The 25,382-nt window shown below is 55.1% G+C and carries 19 protein-coding genes; 15 read left to right on the top strand and 4 right to left on the bottom strand.

Annotated elements, in window-relative coordinates; genetic code table 11:
• Window positions 1-90 precede the first annotated feature (90 nt).
• From JW953_11180 to purN, 15 genes are all read left to right on the top strand, one after another.
• Complete coding sequence (locus JW953_11180; protein MBN1993258.1) at window positions 91-675, top strand: response regulator; 585 nt, start codon at window positions 91-93, stop codon at window positions 673-675.
• A 172-nt stretch (window positions 676-847) separates the two neighbouring features.
• Window positions 848-1,750: a S49 family peptidase gene (locus JW953_11175; protein ID MBN1993257.1), complete on the top strand. Its 903-nt coding sequence runs from the start codon at window positions 848-850 to the stop codon at window positions 1,748-1,750.
• Between the two features lie 3 nt (window positions 1,751-1,753).
• Entirely contained in the window at window positions 1,754-4,108 is a 2,355-nt protein-coding gene (locus JW953_11170; protein ID MBN1993256.1) for a hypothetical protein, read from the top strand.
• Window positions 4,109-4,132: 24 nt separating this feature from the next.
• Window positions 4,133-6,010 carry a hypothetical protein gene (locus JW953_11165; GenBank protein ID MBN1993255.1) on the top strand — a complete coding sequence of 626 codons (1,878 nt, stop codon included), beginning with the start codon at window positions 4,133-4,135 and terminating at the stop codon, window positions 6,008-6,010.
• A gap of 185 nt (window positions 6,011-6,195) precedes the next feature.
• On the top strand, window positions 6,196-7,233 hold the full coding sequence (locus tag JW953_11160) for an ABC transporter permease (GenBank protein ID MBN1993254.1): 1,038 nt from the start codon (window positions 6,196-6,198) through the stop codon (window positions 7,231-7,233).
• A 65-nt stretch (window positions 7,234-7,298) separates the two neighbouring features.
• Window positions 7,299-8,318: an ABC transporter permease gene (locus JW953_11155; GenBank protein MBN1993253.1), complete on the top strand. Its 1,020-nt coding sequence runs from the start codon at window positions 7,299-7,301 to the stop codon at window positions 8,316-8,318.
• A gap of 154 nt (window positions 8,319-8,472) precedes the next feature.
• Window positions 8,473-9,951: an IMP dehydrogenase gene (gene guaB, locus JW953_11150; protein MBN1993252.1), complete on the top strand. Its 1,479-nt coding sequence runs from the start codon at window positions 8,473-8,475 to the stop codon at window positions 9,949-9,951.
• A gap of 273 nt (window positions 9,952-10,224) precedes the next feature.
• Window positions 10,225-14,106 (top strand): phosphoribosylformylglycinamidine synthase subunit PurL, encoded by a 3,882-nt coding sequence (gene purL / locus JW953_11145; protein ID MBN1993251.1) that lies wholly within the window; start codon window positions 10,225-10,227, stop codon window positions 14,104-14,106.
• 46 nt (window positions 14,107-14,152) lie between these two features.
• Window positions 14,153-15,109, top strand: coding sequence for a phosphoribosylaminoimidazolesuccinocarboxamide synthase (locus JW953_11140; GenBank protein ID MBN1993250.1), 957 nt, complete (start codon window positions 14,153-14,155; stop codon window positions 15,107-15,109).
• Window positions 15,110-15,134: 25 nt separating this feature from the next.
• Window positions 15,135-16,622 carry an amidophosphoribosyltransferase gene (gene purF / locus JW953_11135; GenBank protein ID MBN1993249.1) on the top strand — a complete coding sequence of 496 codons (1,488 nt, stop codon included), beginning with the start codon at window positions 15,135-15,137 and terminating at the stop codon, window positions 16,620-16,622.
• Window positions 16,623-16,761: 139 nt separating this feature from the next.
• A complete protein-coding gene (gene purE, locus JW953_11130) occupies window positions 16,762-17,250 on the top strand; it encodes a 5-(carboxyamino)imidazole ribonucleotide mutase (GenBank protein MBN1993248.1) in 489 nt (162 codons plus the stop codon).
• 19 nt (window positions 17,251-17,269) lie between these two features.
• A complete protein-coding gene (gene purD / locus JW953_11125; GenBank protein ID MBN1993247.1) occupies window positions 17,270-18,586 on the top strand; it encodes a phosphoribosylamine--glycine ligase in 1,317 nt (438 codons plus the stop codon).
• A 97-nt stretch (window positions 18,587-18,683) separates the two neighbouring features.
• On the top strand, window positions 18,684-19,700 hold the full coding sequence (locus JW953_11120) for a phosphoribosylformylglycinamidine cyclo-ligase (GenBank protein ID MBN1993246.1): 1,017 nt from the start codon (window positions 18,684-18,686) through the stop codon (window positions 19,698-19,700).
• Window positions 19,697-20,455: an HAD-IA family hydrolase gene (locus tag JW953_11115; protein MBN1993245.1), complete on the top strand. Its 759-nt coding sequence runs from the start codon at window positions 19,697-19,699 to the stop codon at window positions 20,453-20,455. Before JW953_11120 ends, JW953_11115 begins: the two co-directional genes overlap by 4 nt.
• 15 nt (window positions 20,456-20,470) lie before the next feature.
• Entirely contained in the window at window positions 20,471-21,070 is a 600-nt protein-coding gene (purN, locus tag JW953_11110; protein ID MBN1993244.1) for a phosphoribosylglycinamide formyltransferase, read from the top strand.
• Window positions 21,071-21,085: 15 nt separating this feature from the next.
• Here purN and JW953_11105 read toward each other — a convergent pair whose 3' ends face one another.
• The 4 genes from JW953_11105 to JW953_11090 all read right to left on the bottom strand — a co-directional run bounded on the left by JW953_11105 (window position 21,086) and on the right by JW953_11090 (window position 25,126).
• The gene (locus JW953_11105; GenBank protein ID MBN1993243.1) at window positions 21,086-21,964 is read right to left on the bottom strand and encodes a dihydropteroate synthase; all 879 of its coding nucleotides are present in this window, start codon (window positions 21,962-21,964) and stop codon (window positions 21,086-21,088) included.
• Window positions 21,965-22,107: 143 nt separating this feature from the next.
• Window positions 22,108-23,127 (bottom strand): ABC transporter permease, encoded by a 1,020-nt coding sequence (locus tag JW953_11100; protein ID MBN1993242.1) that lies wholly within the window; start codon window positions 23,125-23,127, stop codon window positions 22,108-22,110.
• A 16-nt stretch (window positions 23,128-23,143) separates the two neighbouring features.
• Window positions 23,144-23,905, bottom strand: coding sequence for a sugar ABC transporter ATP-binding protein (locus JW953_11095; protein ID MBN1993241.1), 762 nt, complete (start codon window positions 23,903-23,905; stop codon window positions 23,144-23,146).
• Between the two features lie 105 nt (window positions 23,906-24,010).
• On the bottom strand, window positions 24,011-25,126 hold the full coding sequence (locus JW953_11090) for a substrate-binding domain-containing protein (protein MBN1993240.1): 1,116 nt from the start codon (window positions 25,124-25,126) through the stop codon (window positions 24,011-24,013).
• Window positions 25,127-25,382: the final 256 nt, after the last annotated feature.

The raw sequence follows: 25,382 nt of genomic DNA, 5'->3' as shown, positions 1-25,382 counted from the left end.
GCGTAGAACTGCCCACCTGACCGCCCTGAATGCACGGTCATTATCTCTGGGATACCACTTCCTGGCTAACTTATTATACGAGGAGGACCAATGGATACCCCCACGCAAAACAACCAGACAGTCAAACCCCTGATTATGGTTGTTGACGACAACCCTGAATTTCTTGACGGCATTCAATTGATTTTACAAATGGAAGGCTTTGAGGTTTGGACGGTCACCAGCGGCCAGCAGGCCCTGGACGAGCTATTTGCCGTTTTTCAGGCCAAAATCAAAAACCTAAACCCGGACCGCCATCTACCAGATTTGATTCTGGCCGATATTATGATGCCAGAGATGGACGGTTATGCCTTTTATGGTCACGTCCGCAACAATCCCTATCTGAACCATATTCCCTTTATCTTCCTGACGGCCAAGGATAGCCTGGAAGATATTCGCTATGGCAAAGAGCTGGGCAGCGATGATTATCTGCCCAAAACGAGTGAAACTGAAGATTTACTGGCTGCCATTCGGGGCAAGTTAAAACGCATAGAACAACGCCGGGCCATTGCCGCTCAATTCACCTGGAATCCTGATAAACCCTTACAGGGTCGCAGCCTTATCCTCATTGTGGCCATTGTCTCGCTGATGAGCGTTGCTTTTTGTGTAGGCTATTTTTTTGCTAACTGGGGGGGATGATAATATTGGGGCAGGTTGTCTTACCCAACATTCCCACGTATAATTAAATCACATCACGCGTTTTACTTTTCCACTGCAACCACATCATCGTGGCAAGGTTCATCCTGATTTAATCTATCGCTAATAAAATATTTTAGATTGCCTGGAACAAGGCTAGGTATAAGGAGATGCTATGAGTCAAACTCATCAAGAGAGTAGCCGGTCGGTCAAGCCGTTGCTATGGACGGTGGCGATCTATTTTGTGGTCATTGCCCTGGCCCTGGTAGCAGGTTATTACCTGGCCCTGGCCCTCATTCCCACCCCTAAAATTGCTGCGCTTAATTTGGACACCCAGGTGACCAACCTGTTATCGGAGCTGATGTCTCGGCAGGTTGACTACGCCCTCAAGGCCGACGACATCAAAGGCGTGGTGCTGGTCGTCAACAGCCCCGGCGGCGGCGCTTCGGCCGGACACGACATTTATTTTCAAATCCGCAAACTCAGAGAAGAAAAACCGGTTGTGGCCAGCGTAGATATTGGCGCTTTTAGCGCAGCCTTCCAGATTGCGGTAGCCGCCAACGAGATTTACGCCAAGCCGGCTTCTTTTGTGGGCAACGTGGGCGTCATCATGGGGCAACCCCAACCAGAAGTATTGAGCGAGCAATTTATTACCACCGGCCCCTATAAAACAACCGGCGGCAGCGCCACCGGCGTTTTGCAAAAGCAAAATTTGATTTTTGACGATTTTAGAGACAGCGTCATCGCCGAGCGCTCTGTGGCCCCCAACCCCCTCAAAATGGCGCCCGATGAATTATCTACGGGTGAAATTTGGGTGGGCATCGAGGCTATGGAGTATGGCCTGATTGACGCCCTCGGCTCCAAACTGGACGCCGCCGATGCCGCCGCTCGCCTGGCCGGTCTAAAAAATTACAAACTGGTTGACCTGCGCGAGGAATACCTGGCCTCCCTGGACGACCCCGCCCTGACCGCGGCAATGGAACTGTTTGAAGACTTGGACAACCAGCCCGAATTTGACCTGACCGGCCAGCAACTCGAATATCCAAGCTTTTACCAAATCTACATTCCCCTGGAGTAACCCATGATGCGTAAATCAATCTGGATTCCGTTGGTAGTTATTTTTGTAGTGGCCATTCTGGCTTTTGTAGCGGGACGCTTCTTCTACTACGGCGCTAAGGCCAACGCCTATACCCCGCCAGAACGCACGCGCGCAACGGTTGAACTCGAGGCTTCGGCCAAATCGGCCCGCTTAGAAGCGGTGGACAAACCCACCGTCACTCGCGGGGTGGTGGTTGTTGATTACGCCCACAGTAACGCCCTGTTCATTGAAGAGTTGAATGTGCTTCTCTCTAAACTGGTGGCCCGGGGGTTTGATTACGAGCTTGTGCTGGGCGCAAACAACAATGACGAGGAAGAGGAGAATGGCAAAAAGAACAATAATGATGCCGAAGCGCTGGCCGATAAATTAGCCTACGCCTCCAGCCTCATTCTGCCCCTGCCGCGTGACGAATACTCGCCCGCGGAAATTGTCGCCATCGAACGCTTTGTTGAAAAAGGCGGGCGGGTATTAATTATTGGCGACCCGACCCGGACCGTGGTGGTAGAAGCCCTCAATAGCATTGCCGGCGCATTTGGCATTATTTATGCCAACGACTATCTCTACAGCCTGGAAAACAACGATAACAACTACCGCAACGTCGTCTACACCCATTTCAAAAAAAGTCCCCTTACTGCCGGGCTGACTGACGGCGAGAGCAAAATCATCTTTTACTCCGGCAACTCGGTTTACGCGCCCGGCTATGAAATCATCCTGGGCGACGAAACCACTCATTCCTCGACCAGTGAGGGCGGGCGGAATCTGGCGGCTGCCGCGCTGACCACCAACGACCAAGTGCTGGCCCTGGGCGACCTGACCTTTTTTGTCGAACCCTATAGCGCGGCTGAAAACAACGGCCTGCTGATCAACAACATCGCTGCTTTTCTGAGCGGCGGGGAACGAGACTATGAGCTAAGCGACTTCCCCTTCTTTTTCAACCCTACTGTTGATATTGTTTTTGACAATACGCTGGTTTTCAACAGTCAATTTGACGACTCGGTCAAATTGAAAGAGGCTCTGGAAAAGGTTGACCGCACGGTTAGCTTTGCCGATAACATCGGCCAGGAAAATGACATGATTTTTATCGGCCGCTTTGACGAAACCGCCGTGATCTCGGATTATCTAAAAGCAGGCCATATCACCATCCTGGCCCCTGATGAAAAAACTGAGGCTGAAGAAGCATTGGCCAACGCCGAAAAAGAAGCGGATCAAAATAAAGTCGCCCAGGTCAACGACGAATCTCCCGACGTTGAAGAACGCTTTATTGACGGCCGGATCCAGGTTGAGGGCATGGGCGAATTGGAACGGGGCGGCTCAACCCTCTTTTATCTCCACCAGGAGCCGGAGCGCAATGTTTTGATCATCCTCTCCGACAACCTAGACACCAATGCCGATGCTTTTGAACTGCTGCTTGACCATGAATTTACCGACTGCCAGGCCAGCCCCACCATTGCCGTTTGCCAAACTCAAGAACCCGGCGGGGAATTGCCCCCCAGCCTGCGCAGCTACAGAATTGACACCATTCTGATTGTGGCCGACGACAGTGGCCGCGCCCGCGAGGATGCCCAAACCGGCGCGCTGGATTATTACAACGTGCTCAGCAGCACTTACAAGGTAGACACCTGGACCACCTCGTCGGATGGCTACCCCGGCATTGGCCAACTATTGGAATACGACGCCATCATCTGGACCACCGGCGACTATTGGGACGACAGCATTGGCGAGGAAGGCGCAGCCCTGCTGGCCGAATACGTGGAAGTGGGCGGTAACTTGATTATGTCGGGGGCGTCTATCGCCTTTGACTGGGAACACAGCGATTTTATGAGCGCCGTAGCCCATGCCAAATACCAGGGCGTGGCCGAACAATTTGACCTGCAAGTGGCCCTGGCCGACCATCCCATTGCCAAAGATTTTAATGAGGGCGAAACCATCACCTTTGTTGACACCCCCTCCGGTGAGCCGCTGGAGATAGACATCGTCAGTCACACCCCTGAGGCGCGGGTCATCTTTGCCCGCGGCCCCCAAAGCGACGAGGCCGGCGCTGCTTCGGTTATTGCTTATGAAGACAATCGGGCCAAGATTGCCTACCTGGCCTTCCCCTTCTACCTGCTGCCGGCAGAGCGGCAAGATTTACTCCTAAATAACACGCTCAAATGGTTCACCAAAAAAGCCCTCCCGGTACCTGATGACAAAGACTACAAACCATTTGATTCAGAGGAAGAGCAACAACCGCCAGAAGAGGAAGAGGAAACAGGTGAAGAAGAGAATGGACAAGAAAATGGTGGAGAGAATGGTGAAGGGGACGGCAACGGCAACAACAACCAAGATGAAAATAGTTAGATATAATCAAAAAGGAGAAGAACCATGCCCCATAATTATGCCAAAACACTACTGTTGGTCTTATTGCCTGTAGCCGCAGCCCTGGTTGCGGCCCAATGCGGGGCCGTGTCCACCGCGGAACCGGCCCCGGCGGTTCAGGAAGAAGCGCCCGCCCAGGAACCGGCCGCCACTGAAGAACCAGCCGCTACCGAAGAAGCAACCCAACCGGAAGCTCCTGAAGAAGTTGTCGAAATGGCCACGGAGGAAGCGGCCGACGACCAGGAAGTGGTCAAGGAAGTGGTTGAAGAGTCGCAAGCCGCCAAGGCCACAGAATTGGAAAAAGGCATGACCGTGGTTAGTGATGAGGACGTGACCACCTTGCGCGACAAATACGGCGGCGAATACCGCGACGTCTCCACCTCCGACGCGGTCAGTTTCCATCCCTATCAAACCACCGACACCACCTCCAGCGGCTACCAGGCCATGGTCTATACCGGCGGCTTGCTCCGGTTAGACGAAAAAACCCTGGAATACATTCCCAGTATGGCCGAAAGTTACTCCATTTCCGAAGACGGCCTGACCTTTACCTTTAACCTGCGGCAAAACATGAAATGGAGCGACGGCGAACCGATTACGGCCAATGACTACAAATGGACCTTTGATCAGGTGACCGATCCCGCCAACGAGTTTCCCTATCTCTCCCAACTTGAATTCATCACCTCCTACGAAGCCTTGGATGACTATACCCTGGAAATAAAAATTGACGAAATTTATGCCCCCGCCCTGGGACAAATGTCGGGCCTGATCACGCCCCTGCCCAAACACATTTGGGAAAACCTGGACTGGAGCGATCCGGAAAAAAATCCCGAAATCAATAACCCCAGCGTGGTCTCCGGCCCTTACAAACTGGTTGAATGGAAACGGGACCAATACATTATCTTTGAGGCCAACGAGAATTATTGGTACAAGGGCCGGCCCAACATTGAGCGCCAGGTGCAGGAAATTGTGCCCGACCAGGACATAGCCTACCAGAAGATGAAAAATGGGGAAACCGACACCGGCCCGATCACGCCGGAAAATCTGGAGGAAGCCCGCCAGCTTGAAAACATCACCGTGTACGAGTGGTGGCCGGCCGCCGCCCGGTGGGTTTACCTGGGCCTGAATATGCGCGAGGGCTTTCCCACCCACGATCTTAACGTGCGGCACGCCCTCAATTACGCCATTGACAAACAACTCCTGACCGATGAAGTTATGTTGGGCCAGGCCAAAAGACTCTGCTCGGTTTACCCTGAAACCTCCTGGGCCTACAATCCTGATGTTGAATGTTATGAATATGATCAAGATAAAGCCATTGCCCTCTTTGCCGAAGCCGGTTACACCTTGCAAGATGGGGTGATGGTAGACGAAAATGGCGAGCCGCTAAAACTCAAAATGATTTACGGCCCCAACACCAGCCAAACGCTCGAGTTAATTTCTGTGGCCGTGCAGGATTATTTGTCTGATATTGGCGTGGAAGTGGAAATTCAGCCAATGGAATGGGCCAGCTTCTTGGAAGCCACCGACTCCGCCGAACCCGACTGGGATATGTATATTGGGGCCTGGCGGGCCACTATTGAGCCGCACATCATGTACACCATCTGGGCCGAAGAGAGCATTCCCCAACTCAATGCTGTGGCCTATATCAACAAGGATGTAGAGGCTCTGTTTGAAGAGGCCGGCAAAACTTACGATACCGAGTTCCGCAAAGAGAAATACCAGGAAATCCAGCGCATCATCGCCGACGAATCCCCCTATGTTTTCCTTTTCTACAACAAGGTCTGGAGCGGTCAGAATAACCGCATCAAGGGTATTGATAATTCTTCTCCTTTGGGCATTGCCTGGAACTCCGAAGATTGGTACATTGAAGAAGAGAAAATAGATTAAAATTAAGGAACAAAGTAGCAGGGTAGCAAGGTAACAAATTGGCTATGTTGCGGCTATAGTTGTTCAGATAAAGTTTTTGCGTAGAGACAGGACAATGTCCTGTCTCTACCCGGCAAAAATTCAAAGTCTTTTTTATCTATACCCTTGCTACTCTGCTACTCGATTTTGGGTAACATTCAAAACCTATGACTCGTTACATCGTCCGGCGCAGCATCCAATCTTTCTTTTTAATGCTGTTAGCCACTCTGATTGGCTTTACTATCTATCAAATGGCTCCCGGCGGTCCCATCCAATTTTTGGATGACGACCCCAGGGTCACCAGCGCCGATTACAATCGCCTGGCCCGACTCTATGGCCTGGATCGCTCCATCCCGATGCAATATATCGCCTGGCTGACGGGTGAAGATTGGTTGCCCCGCAGCCCAACCTGGCGCAGCGGCCGCTGCCTCAACGATGCCGACCGGTGTAGCCGGGGCATTATTCGCCTGGATTTTGGCCGGTCCTTCTCCTACAAAGGGCGGTCAACCATCGAGGTGATTGCCGAACGGATTCCGGCCAGTTTCGCCCTGGGACTGGCCAGCCTGATTGTGGGCGTGGTGGGAGGCGTGCCGTTGGGCATTTACGCCGCGCTGAGACGCGGCAAACTGCCCGACCATGTTATCCGCGTTTTCACGGTGCTGCTCAACGCTGTGCCCCATTGGTGGTTGGGCCTGCTGTTGCTTATTTTCCTGGGCGGTTATCTCCGCCTGGTGCCCCTGGGGGGGATGCAGACCATCGGCGATGGTTCGCTGTTGGATCGCCTGCATCACCTGATTTTACCGGCCACAGTAGCGGCCATTGGCGGCTGGATTGGCTATTCGCGGATCCTGCGCTTTGAAATGTTGGAAGTATTGAACCAGGATTACGTGCGCACCGCCCGGGCCAAAGGGCTATCCGAACGGTTGGTGCTCTGGCGCCACGTGCTGCGCAACGCCTTGATGCCCTTTGTCACCGGTCTCAGCGGCATTTTCCTGCTCATTTTGTCCGGCTCGGTATTATTTGAAATGGTCTTTTCCTGGCCGGGGATGGGCCGCCTCTTTATTGCCGCGGTCAACGCCCGCGATTACCCGGTGATGATGGCCTTGTTTGTCATCGGTTCCTTCCTGGGTATTTTGGGCATTCTAATGGTTGACATTCTGTACAGTTTTGTTGACCCGCGCGTTAAATACGACATTACCAAATAACAAAAATGGCCAATTCCTTACCCTTACCCCGACCACAGACAACAGAATCAACCGCAGGCATAAAAGTGCAAACTTACTGGGGCGCGGTGGGGGCCAAACTCCTGCACGACAAAATAACTATGGCGGCGCTCTTCTTGGGTCTTTTTATGGTGGCTATCACCCTGGCCGCGCCCTGGATTGGCCACCACCTCCTGGGCTTTGACCCTACCGATACCAATTTACGCAACCGCAAAGCTCCACCCACCTGGTTTGCAGAGGGCTGGGCCAAATTTCAAGATTTCAGCCGCACCTGCCAGGGTAGCAGCGGCTGCGCCTGGCCCATGTTACCGGCCATCGTCCCCGCAATGGTGTCCGACGCCGTCTCCGGCTTTGGCGACTGCCTGGAGGCCGGCCCGGGCGAATGTCATTGGCTGGGCACCGATATGGCCGGCCGGGACGTCTTGACCCGCGCCGTCTACGGCGGGCGGATTTCATTGCGCATTGGCGCTTACGTGGCCTCCATCTCCATTATTTTGGGCGTCACCGTGGGCCTCATCAGTGGCTATTACGCCGCCACCTTTGTTGACGATATTGTCAATGCCGTGATTATGACCCTGGGCAGTATCCCCCTACTGTTCCTGCTGATCATTTTGGCCGGCACCTTCCCCATTTTTCGCAGCCCCGAAGGATTGGCGTTTTTGCTGGGTATTTTCGGCTGGATGGGCGTATCGCGCCTGATTCGGGGCCAAATCTTCTCTATCCGCGAGCGAGAATACATTGCCGCCAGCCGGGCCATTGGCTCGTCAATCTGGCGGATCATGTTCCGCCATATGCTGCCCAACGTGACCTCCATCATCATCGTCATCGCCATCTTTGACATTGCCGGAGCCATCATTGCTGAAGCGGGCCTCAGTTACCTGGGCGTCGGCATTGGGCCGCCTAACCCCAGTTGGGGCAATATGATGCAGGGGTCGCTGGGCAACTTCACCGACGCCCCCTGGCTGGTGCTGACCCCCGGCCTGTTCATCTTCTTGACTACGCTCTCCATCTATCTTATTGGCGATGGTTTGCGTGACGCGCTGGATCCATGGGTCAAAAATGAATAAAAGCCCTCAAACGAGGGCTTTTTTCTTGCATCGCCAAAAATAAACAAATTTTTCCTAACCTTTCTATTCTTTACTCCCGAATCGACTCAAAAACCCAAGCAATGTAAAATTGCCCAAAATTTCCACAGAAACACTTGACAAACAGGAGAAGAAAATGACCGAGAACTCTTTTCAAGCCCAGGCCTATACCTTTGACGACGTGCTGTTGCTGCCCGGCTATTCCGAAGTGCTGCCGGGAGAAGTCAACCTGCAAACCCGCCTGGTGCGGGACATCCGGCTCAACATTCCCCTGGTGTCGGCGGCCATGGACACGGTTAGCGAGGCCCGGCTGGCCATTGCCCTGGCCCGCGAGGGAGGGCTGGGCATCATTCACCGCAACATGCCCATTGCCGACCAGTCCGCCCACGTGGACCGGGTGAAACGCTCCGAGGCCGGCATGATCACCAACCCCATCACCCTGCATCCCCACAATACCCTGGCCGAAGCCGAAGCGTTGATGGCCCGTTACCATATCTCCGGCATCCCCATCACCTCGCCCGAAAAAGAAGGCTTGTTGGTGGGTATTTTGACCAACCGGGACATTCGTTTTACCGAAAATTGGGACGACCCCATTGAAAAATATATGACCAGCCAAAGCCTGGTTACGGCGTCCATCGGCACCACCCTGGAAGAAGCCAAACGCATTTTGCAACAGCACAAAATTGAAAAGCTGCCCCTGGTTGATAAAAACGGTTATCTCAAAGGGCTGATCACGGTAAAGGACATCAGCAAAAAACGCGACTATCCCCTGGCCGCCGTTGACGAGCAGGGCCGGTTGCGGGTGGGGGCCGGGCTTGGTGTAGGCCACGATTACCAGGAGCGCCTGGCAGCCTTGGTTGAGGCCCAGGTAGATGTGATTGCCGTAGACACGGCCCACGGCCACTCCAAAAAAGTGCTGGCCGCCATTGACTGGATCCGCTCCAGCTACCCTCACCTGCCGGTGATTGGCGGCAACGTGGCCACCGCCGCAGGCACTCGCGCCCTGATTGAGGCCGGGGCTGAAGCCGTCAAAGTTGGGGTGGGAGCCGGGTCAATCTGCACCACTCGCGTGGTGGCCGGGGTAGGCATGCCGCAACTGACGGCGATTATGGAGTGCGCCAAAACGGCGCGAGAATACAATATTCCCATCATCGCCGACGGCGGCATCAAATACTCCGGCGACGCGGTGAAAGCCCTGGCCGGAGGCGCAGCCGCGGTGATGCTGGGCAGCATGTTGGCCGGGGTGGAGGAGTCGCCCGGCGAGATCATTGTCTCCGAAGGCCGGCCCTATAAAGACTATCGGGGGATGGGCAGTTTGGGCGCCATGAGTCAATTCAGCAAAGACCGCTACGGCAGCGGCCAAACGTCGGATAGCGGCAAAACCGTGCCCGAAGGCGTGGAAGGGCGCGTGCCCTACAAAGGCAAACTGGCTGACTTTGTGTTTCAATTTGTCGGCGGGATTCGCTCCGGCATGGGTTACGTGGGCGCGGCCTCTCTGGACAAATTGCAGGCCAAGGCCAAGTTTGTGCCTATCAGCAATGCCGGCCTGTTGGAAAGTCATCCGCACAGTGTGGTGCTGACCAAAGAAGCGCCAAATTATAGCCCTCGCAAATAAAAACCCCCAAACCATAATTGACATTCCGCTTGCTTTTGCATAGAATGAGGGCGTTAGATTTCAGCAGCTTAACCAAAAAACTTGAACTTATGCCTAAGAAGTTCTCAATGCCTTCCCAAACCAATAGAGGCATTAGCACTGTTGCCACACTCAAAACTGAGAGACTGATACCGGCATATCTGCTGCCGGGTGAAACTCCCGCTACCACGCGATGGCGGGAGTTTGCTTTTGGATTGAGGAAAAATATTGCCGCATCATTGAAGGAAAGAAAAAATGGGTACTATTTCGCCGGGAGACACATCCCTTCCTGCCCCCCTCCCTAAACCAATGGAGGAACAGGTATTCCGGGTTCAGGTGTCTCACCGCCCCACGGAAACACAGGCGCACGGCAGCGCATTGGTCAAGGCGGCCCATCAGCTAGGTATCAACTCACTCGATACCTGCCAGGTTGGCCGCCTCTTCTTTTTACGGGGCCAACTTAGTTTGGCTGATGCCAACCGGCTGGCCGCCGAATTACTGGCCGACCCGGTAACGGAAAGTTTTGAGGTAACAGGTAACAAGGTAGCAGGTAGCAGGGTAGCAGATGGACCAGTTGCTACCCTGCTACCCTGCTACCCTGTTTCACCTACCATCGAAGTCACCCTGCTCCCTGGCGTCACCGACCCCGCCGCCGAAAACCTGGTTCGCGCCGCCCATTTGCTGGGATTAACCGGACTGACTCAAGCTGCCACCGGGTACCGCTATACCTTGACCGGCTCGCTAACTAAAAAAGATTTACAGCGCCTGTCGGTTGAAGTTTTCTCTAATCCCGTCATTCAGCAAGTCGCCATCAACCACACGATCACGCCGCCTCTTGTGCCTTATCAGCAAATTGATGATACGGTAGAAATTATTTCTCTACGCGAAGCCAATGAGGACGAACTGGCCGCCCTCAGCGCCGAACGCCGGCTAGCCCTGAATCCGGCTGAAATGCGGGCCCTCCAAACTTACTATCGCCTTGAAGGCCGCGACCCTACCGATGTGGAACTGGAAATGCTGGCCCAAACCTGGAGCGAACATTGTGTGCACAAAAGCTTCAGGGCCACCATCTGCTATACCGGCCCCGCCCCCGGCGCAGCGCCCGACAGCACGCCGGTCAAACAAACCATCAACGGCCTGCTCAAAACCTATCTGCAGGCCGCCACGGAAAAGGTCAATAAGCCCTGGGTGCGCTCGGCCTTTGTAGACAATGCCGGCATTATCAAATTTGATGATACCTGGGATTTAGCCTTTAAATTGGAAACCCACAATCACCCCTCGGCGTTGGAGCCGTTTGGCGGGGCCAACACCGGCGTGGGCGGGGTTGTGCGCGATGTCTTGGGCGTCAGCGCCCGGCCCATTGCCAATACTAACGTGCTTTGTTTTGGCCCACCCAACCTGCCCGAAAACCAACTGCCCGGCGGCATGCTCCACCCCCGCCGCATTGCCGATGGCGTGGTGCATGGCATTGAAGATTATGGCAATAAAATGGGTATCCCCACGGTCAACGGCGCGATCCTCTACCACCCCGGCTATACCGCCAATCCCCTGGTGTTTTGCGGCTGCCTGGGCCTGTTGCCGCACGGCAGTCACCCCACCCAGGCCCAACCGGGCGACCTGATTGTGATCATCGGGGGGCGCACGGGCCGGGACGGCTTGCGCGGGGCCACCTTTTCCAGTATGGAGATGGACCAGACCACGGGCCAGATTGCAGGCAGCGCCGTGCAAATTGGCCATCCCATCAACGAAAAAAAGGTGCAGGAAGTGGTGCTGCGCGCTCGTGAGAAAAAGCTTTACCACGCCATCACCGACTGCGGCGCGGGGGGTCTTTCCTCTGCTGTAGGCGAGATGGCGGAAGAACTGGGCGCAGACGTGCAATTGCAAACCGTGCCCCTCAAATATCCCGGCCTGCGTCCCTGGGAAATCTGGCTCAGCGAGGCCCAGGAACGCATGGTGCTGGCCGTGCCTGCGACTAACTGGCCCCGCCTCCAGGAAATTTGCGCCGGGCAGGACGTTGCCGTGATTTGCATTGGTAAATTTGAGGCTACGGGCCGGGTGCGGTTGCACTATGGCCAACGTTTGGTCGGCGATCTTGACCTGGATTTTCTGCACAATGGCCTTCCGTTGGGACAACTGGTTGCCGCATGGAAACCGCCCGCCACCAGCCAGCCAGCAGCGAACAAGGTTGAAAAAACAGACATTAATCTTGCCAACGTTTTATTGAAACTGTTGGCTCATCCCAACATCCGCAGCAAAGAATCCGTCATCCGCCGGTACGACCACGAAGTGCAAGGCGGCACGGCTATCAAACCGCTGGTGGGCGTGGATAATCACGGGCCTGGCGACGCCACCGTGCTGATTCCTTTTGATACCCAACCAGTCATCCGCCCAGTTTCCCCGGCTCAACGCGCTCTGGCCTTGTCGGTTGGTATCTGCCCCGCCTACAGCGATCTTGACCCCTATGCCATGGCCTGGGCCGCCATTGACGAGGCAATGCGCAATCTGGTGGCCGTAGGCGCCGACCCCGACCAGGTGGCCTTGCTCGACAATTTTTGCTGGGGCAATCCCAATTTGCCGGATCGGCTGGGCAGTCTGGTTCGCTGCGCGCAGGGCTGTTACGATGCCGCAGTAGCCTATAACACGCCCTTCATCTCCGGCAAAGACAGCCTGAACAATGAATATACCGGCGCAGACGGCCAAAAACACGCCATTCCCGGCACGCTTTTGATTTCGGCTTTGGGCATTGTGCCTGATGTCACCCAAACCGTCACCATGGACTTAAAGCAGCCCGATAATTACCTGTATCTGGTTGGTGAAACCCGCGCCGAACTGGGGGGCAGCCATTATCAATTAATCATTCACAATTCACAATTCACAATTACTCATTCTTCTCCGCCCCAGCCTGTGCCAAATGCGCTGAATTATTTACGCGCACTGCACCAAGTTATGGTCAAAGGGTTGGCGCAATCGTGCCACGACTGTTCTGAGGGAGGTTTGGCCGTGGCCCTGGCCGAGATGTGTTTGGCCGGACGGTTGGGGGCGAAGATAGAACTGTCTCAAGTTCCCGGCGCGGCCAACATGGCCACCGACGACCAAATCCTTTTTGCCGAGACCTCCTGTCGTTTTGTGGTGGAGGTCCGGCCCGCCGACGCCGCCGCATTTGAGAAGCTGCTTGGCGACACGCCTCACGCTCGTTTTGGCCGCGTAGGGGGCGATGAATTACAGATCAATGGCCTGAACAAGCAGCCGGTCATTGCTGTGCCGGTGGCCGGCCTAGAAAAAGCCTGGCGCGGCCACGTGGGGCCGGTTGCCCCTTCTAAAACCTCAGTCCCGGAAAAGCCTGCCTCAATCCTTCCCCCACCCCAACCTCCTAAAGTCTTCATCCTCCACGCTAACGGCACCAACCGGGATCGAGAAGCCGCCCTGGCCTGCCAATTGGCCGGCGCCGCGCCCGAAATTGTCCACGTCAATCAACTTTTGGCCGGGGAGCGCCACCTGCTCGACTACCACATGCTGGTCATTCCCGGCGGCTTCTCCTATGGCGACGACCTGGGGGCGGGAGTGTTGTGGGCGCTGGATTTGCGGCGCCGGCTGGGAGATCAAGTGTCTCGTTTTGTAGACAGCGGCCGCCCGGTGTTGGGCATTTGTAACGGTTTCCAGGTCTTGGTCAAAGCGGGTCTGCTGCCGGGAATAGAAACGGTCAGCAACCACGAGCGAACCGTCACCCTGGCCCCTAACCATTCGGCCCGCTTCGAGTGTTGCTGGGTTTACCTGCAACCTAACCCCCACAGCCCCTGTCTTTTTACCCAGGGCCTCACCGAGCCGATCTACTGCCCGGTAGCGCACGGCGAAGGTCGCCTGGCCGTAGCCGGCGACGAGGTTTTACAAACCCTCCGGGCCAACAACCTGAACGCCTTAACCTACGTCAACGCCGACGGTTCGCCCGCTGATTATCCCTTGAACCCCAACGGCTCGACGGCAGGCATTGCGGGCCTGTGCAATCCGGCCGGCAATGTGCTGGGCCTGATGCCGCATCCCGAAGATCACGTTTTCCCCTGGCAGCATCCGCGCTGGCGGCGCGGCGAAAGCGGGTGGAACGGTTTGCGTTTGTTTCAGAACGGAATCAAACGGGCGTAACCATAGAAACCCAAAAGAACTAACAAATTCTGTAAAGGTAGGCTATATGTTCACGCATCAAGATTTAATTCAAGCTATTCCAAACGTAATTAAAACCGTTGACCTGCCCGCTTTTGGACCCAAACAGCCGGGCAAAGTGCGCGATAGTTACGCTTACCAGGGCAAACGCATCCTCATCACCACCGACCGGGTTTCGGCCTTTGACCGGGTGCTGGGTTTTATCCCTTTCAAGGGGCAGGTGCTCAATCAACTTAGCGCCTGGTGGTTTGCCCAAACCCGGGACATTGTCAACAACCACGTGCTGGACGTGCCCGACCCCAACGTCACGATTGCCCAAAACGCCGCGCCGTTGCCGGTGGAAGTGGTGGTGCGGGGCTACATTACCGGCGTTAGCAAAACTTCCCTGTGGACGCTGTACGCCCAAGGCGACCGCCGGCCCTACGGCATCCCCCTGCCCAATGGTCTCCAAAAAAACGATCAATTGCCCCACCCCATCATCACGCCCACCACCAAAGCCGAATACGGCGGCCACGATGAGCAGCTGACCCGCGACGAGATCATCGGCCAGGGCCTGGTGGCCCCGCCGCTCTGGGAAAAAGTAGAAGAAGTGGCCCTGGCCCTGTTTGACCGGGGCCAACAAGTGGCCGAAAAAGCCGGCTTGATCCTGGTTGACACCAAATACGAGTTTGGCCTGGTTAACGGCAAACTGACCCTGATTGACGAATTTCACACGCCCGACTCCAGCCGTTTTTGGGTATTGGACTCCTACCAACCCGGCCAGGAACCGGAAAAGTTTGACAAAGAAGTGCTGCGGCAATGGTTTGTTGATCAAGGCTACCGGGGCGAGAGCGAAGCGCCCACCATGCCCAACGATTTTATCGCCCACATGGCCACACTGTACCTCAATGCCTTTGAGCAACTCACCGGCCAGGAATTTATCCCCGGTGAAGAGCCTGCGGTAGAACGCATTGCCCGTAACCTTAAAACGCTGCGTTCTCGTTGATTGAAAAAACAGAAAGAAGGTTGTGATGTGTGAAAACTGGCTTCAAGAAGGTCCCCGCGAAGCGTGCGGCGTGTTTGGCCTCTACGCTCCCGGCCGCGATGTGGCCCGCCTGACTTTTTTTGGCCTCTACGCCCTGCAACACCGGGGGCAAGAAAGCGCCGGCATCGCCACCACCGACGGACGGGCGGCCTACAGCCACAAAGGCATGGGCCTGGTGGCCCAGGTATTCAATGAAGACAACCTGCGGCCTCTGCAAGGGCACCTGGCCATCGGCCACACCCGCTACTCCACCACCGGCGCCTCGCACCTGCGGAATGTCCAGCCTTACCTGATCGAGACCATTCACGGGCCGTTGGGGGTGGCCCATAACGGCAACCTGACCAACGCCCGGCAACTCCGGCGGTCGCTACTGGCGCGGGGCGTAGGGCTGTCGTCCACCACCGATAGCGAAGTGATCACCCAAACGCTGGCCGCCCCCGTGCAAGCCTGGACCGGGGAAAACGGCAAAACTTCAACCGACGCCGACCAGTGGGTAGCCCGGCTGCAAGTTTTGCTGGAAGTGGCCGAAGGCGCCTATTCGCTGGTCATTTTAACCCGGGACGCTGTTTATGCCATCCGCGACCCTTACGGCTTGCGGCCCCTGTGCCTGGGCCAACTGCCCGGCGGCGGTCACGTCGTCGCCTCGGAATCTTGCGCTCTACTGACCATTGGCGCAAAATACTTGCGCGAAGTCAAACCGGGCGAGATTTTACGCCTGGACAGCCGGGGCGCCACTTCTTTTACAGGCCGCGAGCCGGCCAAACGCGCCCTGTGCATTTTTGAATACGTCTACTTTGCCCGGCCCGACTCCATTCTGGAAGGCCAGGTCATTCACACGGTCCGCCAGCGTTTGGGCGCGCAACTGGCCCGCGAAGCGCCCGCCGAAGCCGACATTGTGGTGGGCGTGCCCGACTCGGCCACACCCGCGGCCATTGGCTACAGCCTGGAGTCCGGCTTGCCCTACACCGAGGGTCTCACCAAAAATCGCTACATTGGCCGCACCTTTATTGAGCCGGATGATACGCTGCGGCAAATCGGCGTTCATCTCAAGTACAATCCATTAACCGGCAACTTAAAGGGCAAACGGGTGGTGCTGGTTGACGACTCGATTGTGCGGGGCAACACGGCCGGGCCAATGGTCCAGCTTATGCGCGAAGGTGGGGCGGCAGAAGTGCACGTGCGGGTCTCGTCGCCGCCGGTGCGCCATCCCTGCTTTATGGGGGTGGACATGGCCACCTACTCCCAACTCATCGGCCACAAGCTGGATATTGAAGGTATCCGGCAGCGGATTGGGGCCGACTCCCTGGCTTATCTAAGCCTGGCCGGCATGACCGCCGCCGTCCGAGAAGCCTTACCCGCCGCACAAACCGGCCACTGCGCCGCCTGCTTCTCCGGCGATTATCCCCTGCCCATTCCCGAATGGCTGTTTGACGAAAACCGGGAGAAGTTGATGTTTGAGGAGATGTGGGGCTGATTAATTGTGAATGGTGAATGGTGAATGATTAATTGTGAATGATTGATTTTGGCAACAATTGGTGCTGTTGATATTTGTTCAAATGTGTCATTCCGAACCCGAAATATCAACACGCTCTAGCTGACAAGGATAATAACAAATGATGGTTGATAAACCGCTGGTAGGCATTGTGATGGGCAGCGCCTCGGATTTGGAGGTAATGAGAGGGGCTGCGGAAATTTTGGACTCGCTGGGGGTGGCCAATGAGATGAAAATCGCTTCGGCGCACCGCACGCCGGACCTGGTGCAGGCGTATGTCGGCTCCGCCCCCCAGCGGGGCATTGAAGTGCTCATTGGCGGCGCGGGCGGAGCCGCCCACCTGCCCGGAGTGATGGCCAGCCTGACCACGCTGCCGGTGATTGGCGTGCCGGTCAGGTCTCCGGTCTTACAGGGGTTGGACTCCCTGCTCTCTATTGTGCAAATGCCCAGCGGCATCCCCGTGGCCACCGTTGGTATTGACGGGGCCAAAAACGCCGGATTACTGGCGGCCCGAATTTTGGCCATAAAACATCCAGATTTAACAGGGCGACTTGTCGCCTACGCCCAAACCATGGCCGATAAGGTTAAAGCGGCAAATTTAAATTTGTAAGGCAAAGAAAGGAGTGAGTATGGCCCAAAAAACTGTGCTGGTCGTTGGCTCAGGCGGTCGAGAACACACGCTGGCCTGGGCTTTGGCCCGATCCCCTCAGGTGAAGCAGGTTTACGTGGCCCCCGGCAACGCCGGCACAACCTGGCCCGCTAATCCATCAGCTACCGGCCTGCAACCCCGCGCTGCCGCGGAAAACGTTCCCATTGAGGTGGGCGACCTGCCGGCTCTGGTGGCCTTTGCCCGGCGCAAAGAAATTGACCTGACCGTAGTGGGGCCGGAAGCGGCGCTGGCCGCGGGTATTGTGGACATCTTCCATGCCTCGGGCCTGGCCATTTTTGGGCCAACCCACGAGGCGGCTCAACTGGAAGCCTTTAAGGCGTTTGCCAAAGACTTTATGCGCCAGCGCCACATCCCCACCGGCGACTACGCCATTTTTGACAATTATCAGGCCGCCCGCGACTATTTGCAGCAGGTGGAGTATCAGGTGGTGGTTAAAGCCAATGGCCTGGCCGCCGGCAAAGGAGTGCTGATTTGCGACACCATCGCCGAGGCGCAAGCCGCCCTGCACAAAGTAATGGTTGAGCGAGCCTTTGGTAAATCCGGCGACAAAGTGGTCATTGAAGAACGGCTCAATGGGCCGGAAATCTCTATTCTGGCCTGGAGCGATGGTTATACCATTGTCCCCCTCATCCCCGCCCGCGACCACAAACGGGTTTTTGACAACGACCAGGGGCCTAACACCGGCGGGATGGGGACTTATGCGCCCGCTCCAGACATAACGCCCCAATTTATTGAGACGGTGTGCCAAACCATCTTGCAGCCAACCGTCACCGGCATGGCCGAGCGTGGCTGCCCCTACATGGGCGTGCTGTACGCCGGGCTAATGTTAACCGACGACGGCCCCAAAGTTTTAGAATTCAACTGCCGCTACGGCGATCCCGAAACCCAGGCCGTTTTGCCTCTCCTGGAAACCGACCTGTTTGAAATCTCGCAAGCGTGCATTGAGGGACGCCTGGACCAGGTTGAAGTCCGCTGGCGGCCCGGCGCGTGCGCCACGCTGGTGATGGCCTCGCCGGGGTATCCGGGTAGTTATCCCCGGAATCTGCCGATCAGGGGGTTAGATTGGGCCGCCGCCCTGGAAAACACAGTAGTGTTTCACGCGGGCACGGTCCAAACCTCAGACGGCGTTGTGACGTCCGGCGGGCGGGTGCTGGCGGTCAGCGCGGTGGGGGACAATTTAACAACGGCCCTGAACCGGGCCTACGCCGGCATCGCCCGGATTGATTTTGAGGGCGCTCACTTTCGGCGGGACATTGGCCTCAATCACCGGCAATGATCAATAAACGACCAACGACCAACGACGAAATTTGGTCATTGGTCGTTCGTCGTTGGTCATCGGTTGTTGGTCAAACGAAACAGGGGATAGTTAGACGATGAAAAAAAGCGCTTACGCTCAAGCCGGGGTGGATATTAAAGCCGGGCAGCGGGCCATGGAATTGATGAAGGAATCGGTGCGGGCTACCTACGGGCCGGAAGTGCTGGCCGGGCTGGGCGCGTTTGGCGGCCTGTACGCGGCGAGCCGGTTGCAGGGGATGCAGTCGCCGGTGCTGGTGGCATCCACCGACGGGGTGGGAACCAAAACCAAAGTGGCCTCGCGGTTGAAACGCTGGGACACGGTGGGGCAGGACATTGTCAATCACTGTGTTAACGACATTTTGGTGCAGGGCGCGCAGCCGCTGTTTTTTCTTGACTACGTAGCTTCGGCCCAATTGGACCCGGCCGAAACGGCCATGCTGGTGCATGGCGTGGCCATGGCCTGCCAACAAGCGGGCTGCGCGCTCTTGGGCGGCGAAACCGCCGAAATGCCCGGCGTTTACCGGCCAGGCGAGTTTGACCTGGTGGGCACGGTGATTGGCGTGGTGGAACGGGAAAAAATCATTGATGGGGCAAAAATTGAAGCGGGCGATGTGATTTTGGGTCTCCCGTCAACCGGCCTACACACCAACGGCTATTCCCTGGCCCGCCAGGTTTTAGCCAAGTTTGATTGGCAAACCAGGCATCCAGCATTAGGGTGTTCAATTGGAGAAGCGCTGTTAGAGGTACATCGCTCCTACTTGCCGCCAATACAACAGTTGTGGAGGGTCGGCGTGGAAATCCGAGGATTGGCTCACATCACCGGCGGGGGTATTGTGGATAACCTGCCTCGCATTCTGCCTAAGGGCGTGGGCGCGGTTATTAAGCGCGGCGTTTGGCCGGAACCACCCATCTTTGGCTTAATTCAAAATGAAGGCAACATTCTCCCGGAGGAGATGTTTCACGTTTTCAATATGGGTCTGGGCATGCTGGTAGTGGTGTCGCCAGAGGAAGTGGCAGCGGCGCAAGCGGCGCTGCCCGAATTGTACGTCGTCGGTAAAATTGTTGGAGGCAAAACAGAAATCATCATCCAATGAGTGAAAACCTTGAGTTTTTTATAAAACAATTACCTGAAGCCATTCTTTTTGATTTTGACTACACCCTGGCGGACTCCAGCCAGGGAGTGGTGGAATGTATTAACTTCGCCCTCACTAACCTGGGATTACCGGAAGTTTCTGAGGAGCGGGCCTGCCGGACCATCGGCTTATCTTTGCCGGATACGTTTCAAATATTGACCGGCCAAAACGACGTTGCCCAAAGCAACACCTTTGTGCGTTTATTTTTGCAACAAGCCGATGAAGTAATGGCGGATTTGACAGCTCTTTTTTCGACAGTGCCCCCTACCGTTACTGCCCTCAAAAAACGCGGCCTCAAATTAAGCATTGTTTCTACCAAGTTCCGGCGTCGCATCAAAACTGTTTTGGCGCGTGAAGGTTTGGCCGATTCATTTGATGTAATCATTGGCGGTGAAGACGTAGCCAACCACAAGCCCAACCCTGAAGGTCTGCAAATGGCGTTGGATAAGCTGGGCTGTGCTCCGGCAGACTCGCTTTACGTTGGCGACAGTATTACGGATGCGGAAACCGCCGCGCGAGCCGCGATTCCGTTTGTGGCTGTTTTGTCCGGCGTAACGCCAAAAGATGCTTTCAGGGGATACGCGGTTTATGAATTTCTCGAAAACGTGGGCCAACTTCCCCTTTTGTTAGGCCTTTTGAAAACAAGACAAGAACAACAGAATAAATTCGGCAGTTTATGGCTTCTTTGTAATGGTATGGACGATAGAAAAAAATGAAAGGACAAAGCAGTAGTGAAAAAACTTGCCGTTTTTATCTCCGGCTCCGGTTCCAATTTACAGGCTATTTTAGACGCCTCGGTTGAAGGCAAGTTAAAGGCCAAAGTGGTATTAGTAGTGTCAAACCGCAAAAACGCTTACGGCCTGACCCGCGCCCAAAAAGCGGGCATGCCCACGCTCTACTTTCCCTTCAAACCCTATCGTGAGGCCGGAAAAAGTAGAGCAGAGTACGACGCCGATCTGGCCAGGTTGGTCAGCTCCTACCACCCCGATTTGATTGTGCTGGCCGGGTGGATGCACATTTTCAGCCCGGCTTTTTTAGACCATTTTCCCAACCGGGTCATTAATCTGCACCCTGCTCTTCCCAACACGTTTGTGGGGGTAGGGGGCATTGAATGGGCTTTTGCCGCCTATCAAAAGGGAGAAATTGAACGCGGCGGCTGCATGGTACATTACGTCATCCCCGCAGTGGATCGGGGGGCAGTAATCAGCCAGGCGCCGGTGTCCATTCTGCCGGATGATACCCTGGAAACCTACGCCGCCAGAGTCCACGCCACCGAACACCGGCTTATGATTAAGGCTATTCAAAAAGCCAGTCGGGATTTGGGGAAATAGGGGGGTCAGGGGAAGCTAACCTACCAACTCCCAATCCACCAAACTTCTCATGCCACTCCGGCGGAAGTGATAATACTGGATGTACCGCAGCATGCGTTCATCCTGGCCCAGCAGCACATCAACGGCCAGAATGTTTTGCCTGGCGGGAGATACTTCAACCACAGGCGCGTTGACCCCCTCCAAAATAGCCGCCGTCAAAAACGCCTGGTGCAGCGTGCCGGGTTTGGGCAATTCGGCGGAAATGTCGCCGATATTGAGGGTTAGATTGACGCCCAGTTCGGTTCTGACCAACCGAATGGTTTCCAGCGTAAGCAAGGCAGCCTGTGGATTAGTTTCCACCGGCGAGGTGAGGCAGTTGATCAAAACATCCTCCCGGGGAATACCCAAACCCTCGGCTTGCTCCACAATATTGCCGGCAATCTCCAGCCGTTGGTAGGGGTCGTCAGGCAGGCCGTTTTCATCCCGGCACAAGCCAATCACTGCCGCACCGTACCGGGCGACCAGGGGTAAAATTTGGCTCAACGACTTCTTGGCGCCGCTGACCCCATTGACCAATGGTTTGCCCTGATAAACCTTGAGCGCGGCAGCCAGCGCCGCGGGGTGGGGGGTATTAATGCTAAGGGGCACTTCTACCGCTTGCTGCGCCGTCTCTACCAGCCGGGGCAGCAGGTCCACCTGTTCCGCAAAGGGAACATCCACGTCTACATCAACCACGTCGGCGCCGGCCGAAACCTGGGCCAGTATTTCATTTTTGGCAATATCAATATGATCCGCGCCGGAGCCGTCTACAGGCCGTTTGCGCCGGTTAGGGCTGACGCGCTGGCCGATGACCACGGTTGGTTTATTGGGCGCGATATGAACAACGCTTTTTGTTCCCTTGAGAACCGTTTCCATGGTTGCTCGTTTTGCCCCCTGGAGAATTGATCAATGCCACTTTTTCAGAGTGAAGCTGATTTGCAAGGGTCATCTATCGGGCGGTTCATGGTTGAGAGCCATGAGGACTCGCTGGCGGTGTTTCATGACTTTCCCTTTTGTTTTTAACCCAACCTTCTACGTAAGATGGCGTGCATAGAAACCGACAGAATAATAATGAGGCCGTAAATTAGTTGGGTCCAAAAGCCGGTTAGGCCAACGGCTACAATGGCGGCCTCAATAGCGCCAATGATAAAACTGCCAATGAACGTGCCCAAAATGGTGCCAACCCCACCAAACACCGACGTGCCGCCCAAAAAAACCGCCGCCAGGGTTTTTAACAAATAACCATCACCCAAAGAAGGCCAAAAAAAGGAAACGTGCAAACTGGCCAGAATACCGGCAAAGGCCGCGGCCATTCCCACCAGGGCAAACACCAGCATGCGGGTCACTTTAGTGTTTATGCCCATCAGTTCTGCCGTATTTTTATTATCGCCGATCACATAAATCTGCGCCCCAAATTTATGCCGATTCAACAGGAACCAGGTGCAGACGGCAATGATGATCAGCCAAATCATTTGCACCGGGATAATGCCAATTTTGCCCACCAGCACTTCACGCAGCAAGCTATCTTTGGCCTCAACCAACGTATTACCTTTACCGCCCAAAAGCACCAAAACTGCCCCGCGCCAGAAAAACTGAGTGCCAATGGTAACCACTAACGAGGGAATGCCAATCCCCACCACAATCACCCCATTCAAAGTACCGGCCAAAAATCCGGTGACCAAACCGGCCAACAAGGCCAAAAGAACGCTCCCCGTGGCCTTAAACACCCCAATAAAGGCCACCATGCCAATAGCCATAATTGAAGGAAACGACAAATCCATCTCCCCGGCAATAACGGCCATGGTCAAAGGCAGGGCCACAATAGCAAAAAAGGGGATGGTTGACATAAACGCCAAATAAATTTGGGGAGAAAGAAACGTTTCCGGGGCCGCCACAATAAAAAACAACCAGCCCAACACAAACACCCCAATAATGCCCAACTGGGGGCCATAGGTACTCAAAAATTTAGCCAAATTAAATGCTGCTGGAGGCGTGGGCAAATCTTGCTTGACCTCTGGATTTTCAATGATAGAACTCATCTTTGTTATCCTTATCTCACTCAAAGCTGCCTGTTTCAGCAATCCGATACATTTTGTCCATCAGATCTTCCAGGGTTATATCTGCGGTCATAAACTCTCCGGCCACCCGGCCCCGGTCCAACACCACCACTCTATCTGCCACAGAATAAACGTGGAAAATATTGTGGTCAATAAAAATGGCCGACTTACCGGCCTCTTTGATACCCCGCACAAAATTAAGCAATTTACGGGTTTCTTTTAAAGACAGCCCCATGGTCGGCTCGTCAAGAATAATGATTTCGGCATCAAAATACAAAGCCCGGGTAATGGCCACCCCCTGCTTCTCCCCACCGGAAAAGGTGCGGATAATTGATTCTGGAGAAACGGCAGATGAGGTAAAGCCCATTGATTCCACCATTAACCGATGCGTCTCTTCCTTCATCTCTTTCACTTTCAGAAAACCAAGCGTATTACTCATCTCCCGGCCAATAAAGATATTGCGCCACAGGGTTTGCAGTTCGGCCAGGGCGCGCTCCTGGTACACCGTTTCCACGCCCAGTTCGCGGGCTTTGGGCACAGATAAATGCTCAACCTTTTGGCCGTTGAAATAAATCTCACCCTCATCGGGCTGATGATAACCGGTAACCACTTTAATCAGCGTGGATTTACCCGCGCCGTTATCGCCCAACAAGCCCACTACTTCATTACGCCCCAACTTAAATTCAACATCCCGCAGTGATTTAACCTCTCCAAAAGATTTGGAGACGTTTTTTAACTCAAGCCTATACTCTTCAGCCATATACTTTACCTCAATCAGAAATTTTGCCAAGTAAGGGCAGGTTTTGGACCTGCCCCTACTAAGACTGAAACAAATTTTATGTCTTGATCCTGAAATTCACAAATTTTACCGAATCTGTTGTTCAACCAGGTCGGCCAGCAGGTCAACGTTGTCTTTGTGGGCAAAACCGGCTCCGGTATCAATGTGCAGGCCGGTGAAAGCATAGTTGTGGGTCAGGCAAATCTGCAAAATAGGCAAATAGCCTTGCAGCCACTGCTGCTGGTCAATCACCAGGTCGGTCCAGCCGCCGCGAATAGCCTCAACGGTGGCGCTGGACAGGTCGAAACCGGCGGCGTACACATCATCCGGCCCCAGGCCCGCAGTGGTGAGATAAGTTTCCAGGGTCGCGGTCAACGCGCCGTGGTCGGTAACCACCAGCTTAACATCGGGGTTGGCAGACACGTAACCCACAAAGGTGGGCGTACCGGCAGTGGCATCGGCGTTGGTGGAGTCGTCAATCTCAAGGTAGTCCACTACCAACCCTGCTTCTTCCAGCGCATCAATCACGCCTTTGGTGCGCTCGCCCCGACCCGCCTGGGCCAACAGACCCCAAACCATAGCTCGATCGCCTGCCTGCAAGCCAAAGCGCTGAACAGCTTCGGAGCCAAGCGCATATCCCGCGCTATACAGCTCTGCGCCAACATAACCAAAGCCCTGAGAGCTATATTTGGCTTCAAGAACGGGCAGGGTGGTGTTCTGGCTGGTCACAATAATGCCTTGAGCTTCCGCATCATCAACCACGGATTGGAAAGCATCGTCGCCGGGGTGGCCCATAATGGCAATGCCGTCGGGCTTGGTGGCGGCGGCTTCGGCAAATTGGGTGACCATTTTCTCCGGGTTCCAATCAGACCACACATATTCCACATCAGCGCCCAAGTCGGCGGCGGCAGCTACAGCCCCGTTATAAACAACGGTGGCAAAAGGCCCACCAGGGGAACCGCCAGGGAAAAACACTATCTTGGTATTGCTGCACCATTTACCTTCGGCTTGCTGGGGCGCTTCTTTTTTGGCGGTAGGTTCTTCTACCGGTTTCTCAGCCGGCTGTTCTTCAGGCTTGGCGGTGGCTTGCTCTTCTTGAACTTCCTGCGGCTGCGCTTCAACCTGCGCTTCTTCTTCCTGCGGCTGTTCCGGCGCAGGGGCCGCCGGGGTTTGCGCACAGGCCGCAACCAGCAACAAAACCATCATCAGGCTAAAAATCAACACAAATTTCTTGCGATTCATTTTTTTCTCCTTCTCTTAACACTATCTTAGTTTTTATTTTGATTGAACCGACAAACACACTTCCCTAGACCATCTCAAAAAATCATTATCAGCAGCGACCACCTCCCTTCAAAATAACTCCAAATCTCACCCCGATAGGCAATGGTGGATTAAAGCAGCGCCATTTTTGATTGTAGTTGAAAAAGGAGGCCGGCGCATGCAAAATAGTACTGTTCTC

Source organism: Anaerolineae bacterium (assembly GCA_016931895.1).
In the GTDB taxonomy this organism is placed as follows: domain Bacteria; phylum Chloroflexota; class Anaerolineae; order 4572-78; family J111; genus JAFGNV01.
This window is presented reverse-complemented; position numbering and strand designations above follow the sequence as displayed.

Excerpts from the sequence above, each read along its gene's own strand:
- JW953_11180 (MBN1993258.1), top strand. The coding sequence starts at position 91 with ATGGATACCCCCACGCAAAACAACCAGACAGTCAAACCCCTGATTATG.
- JW953_11175 (MBN1993257.1), top strand. The coding sequence starts at position 848 with ATGAGTCAAACTCATCAAGAGAGTAGCCGGTCGGTCAAGCCGTTGCTA.
- JW953_11170 (MBN1993256.1), top strand. The coding sequence starts at position 1,754 with ATGATGCGTAAATCAATCTGGATTCCGTTGGTAGTTATTTTTGTAGTG.
- JW953_11165 (MBN1993255.1), top strand. The coding sequence starts at position 4,133 with ATGCCCCATAATTATGCCAAAACACTACTGTTGGTCTTATTGCCTGTA.
- JW953_11160 (MBN1993254.1), top strand. The coding sequence starts at position 6,196 with ATGACTCGTTACATCGTCCGGCGCAGCATCCAATCTTTCTTTTTAATG.
- guaB (MBN1993252.1), top strand. The coding sequence starts at position 8,473 with ATGACCGAGAACTCTTTTCAAGCCCAGGCCTATACCTTTGACGACGTG.
- purL (MBN1993251.1), top strand. The coding sequence starts at position 10,225 with ATGGGTACTATTTCGCCGGGAGACACATCCCTTCCTGCCCCCCTCCCT.
- JW953_11140 (MBN1993250.1), top strand. The coding sequence starts at position 14,153 with ATGTTCACGCATCAAGATTTAATTCAAGCTATTCCAAACGTAATTAAA.
- purF (MBN1993249.1), top strand. The coding sequence starts at position 15,135 with ATGTGTGAAAACTGGCTTCAAGAAGGTCCCCGCGAAGCGTGCGGCGTG.
- purE (MBN1993248.1), top strand. The coding sequence starts at position 16,762 with ATGATGGTTGATAAACCGCTGGTAGGCATTGTGATGGGCAGCGCCTCG.
- purD (MBN1993247.1), top strand. The coding sequence starts at position 17,270 with ATGGCCCAAAAAACTGTGCTGGTCGTTGGCTCAGGCGGTCGAGAACAC.
- JW953_11120 (MBN1993246.1), top strand. The coding sequence starts at position 18,684 with ATGAAAAAAAGCGCTTACGCTCAAGCCGGGGTGGATATTAAAGCCGGG.
- JW953_11115 (MBN1993245.1), top strand. The coding sequence starts at position 19,697 with ATGAGTGAAAACCTTGAGTTTTTTATAAAACAATTACCTGAAGCCATT.
- JW953_11105 (MBN1993243.1), bottom strand. The coding sequence starts at position 21,964 with ATGGAAACGGTTCTCAAGGGAACAAAAAGCGTTGTTCATATCGCGCCC.
- JW953_11100 (MBN1993242.1), bottom strand. The coding sequence starts at position 23,127 with ATGAGTTCTATCATTGAAAATCCAGAGGTCAAGCAAGATTTGCCCACG.
- JW953_11095 (MBN1993241.1), bottom strand. The coding sequence starts at position 23,905 with ATGGCTGAAGAGTATAGGCTTGAGTTAAAAAACGTCTCCAAATCTTTT.
- JW953_11090 (MBN1993240.1), bottom strand. The coding sequence starts at position 25,126 with ATGGTTTTGTTGCTGGTTGCGGCCTGTGCGCAAACCCCGGCGGCCCCT.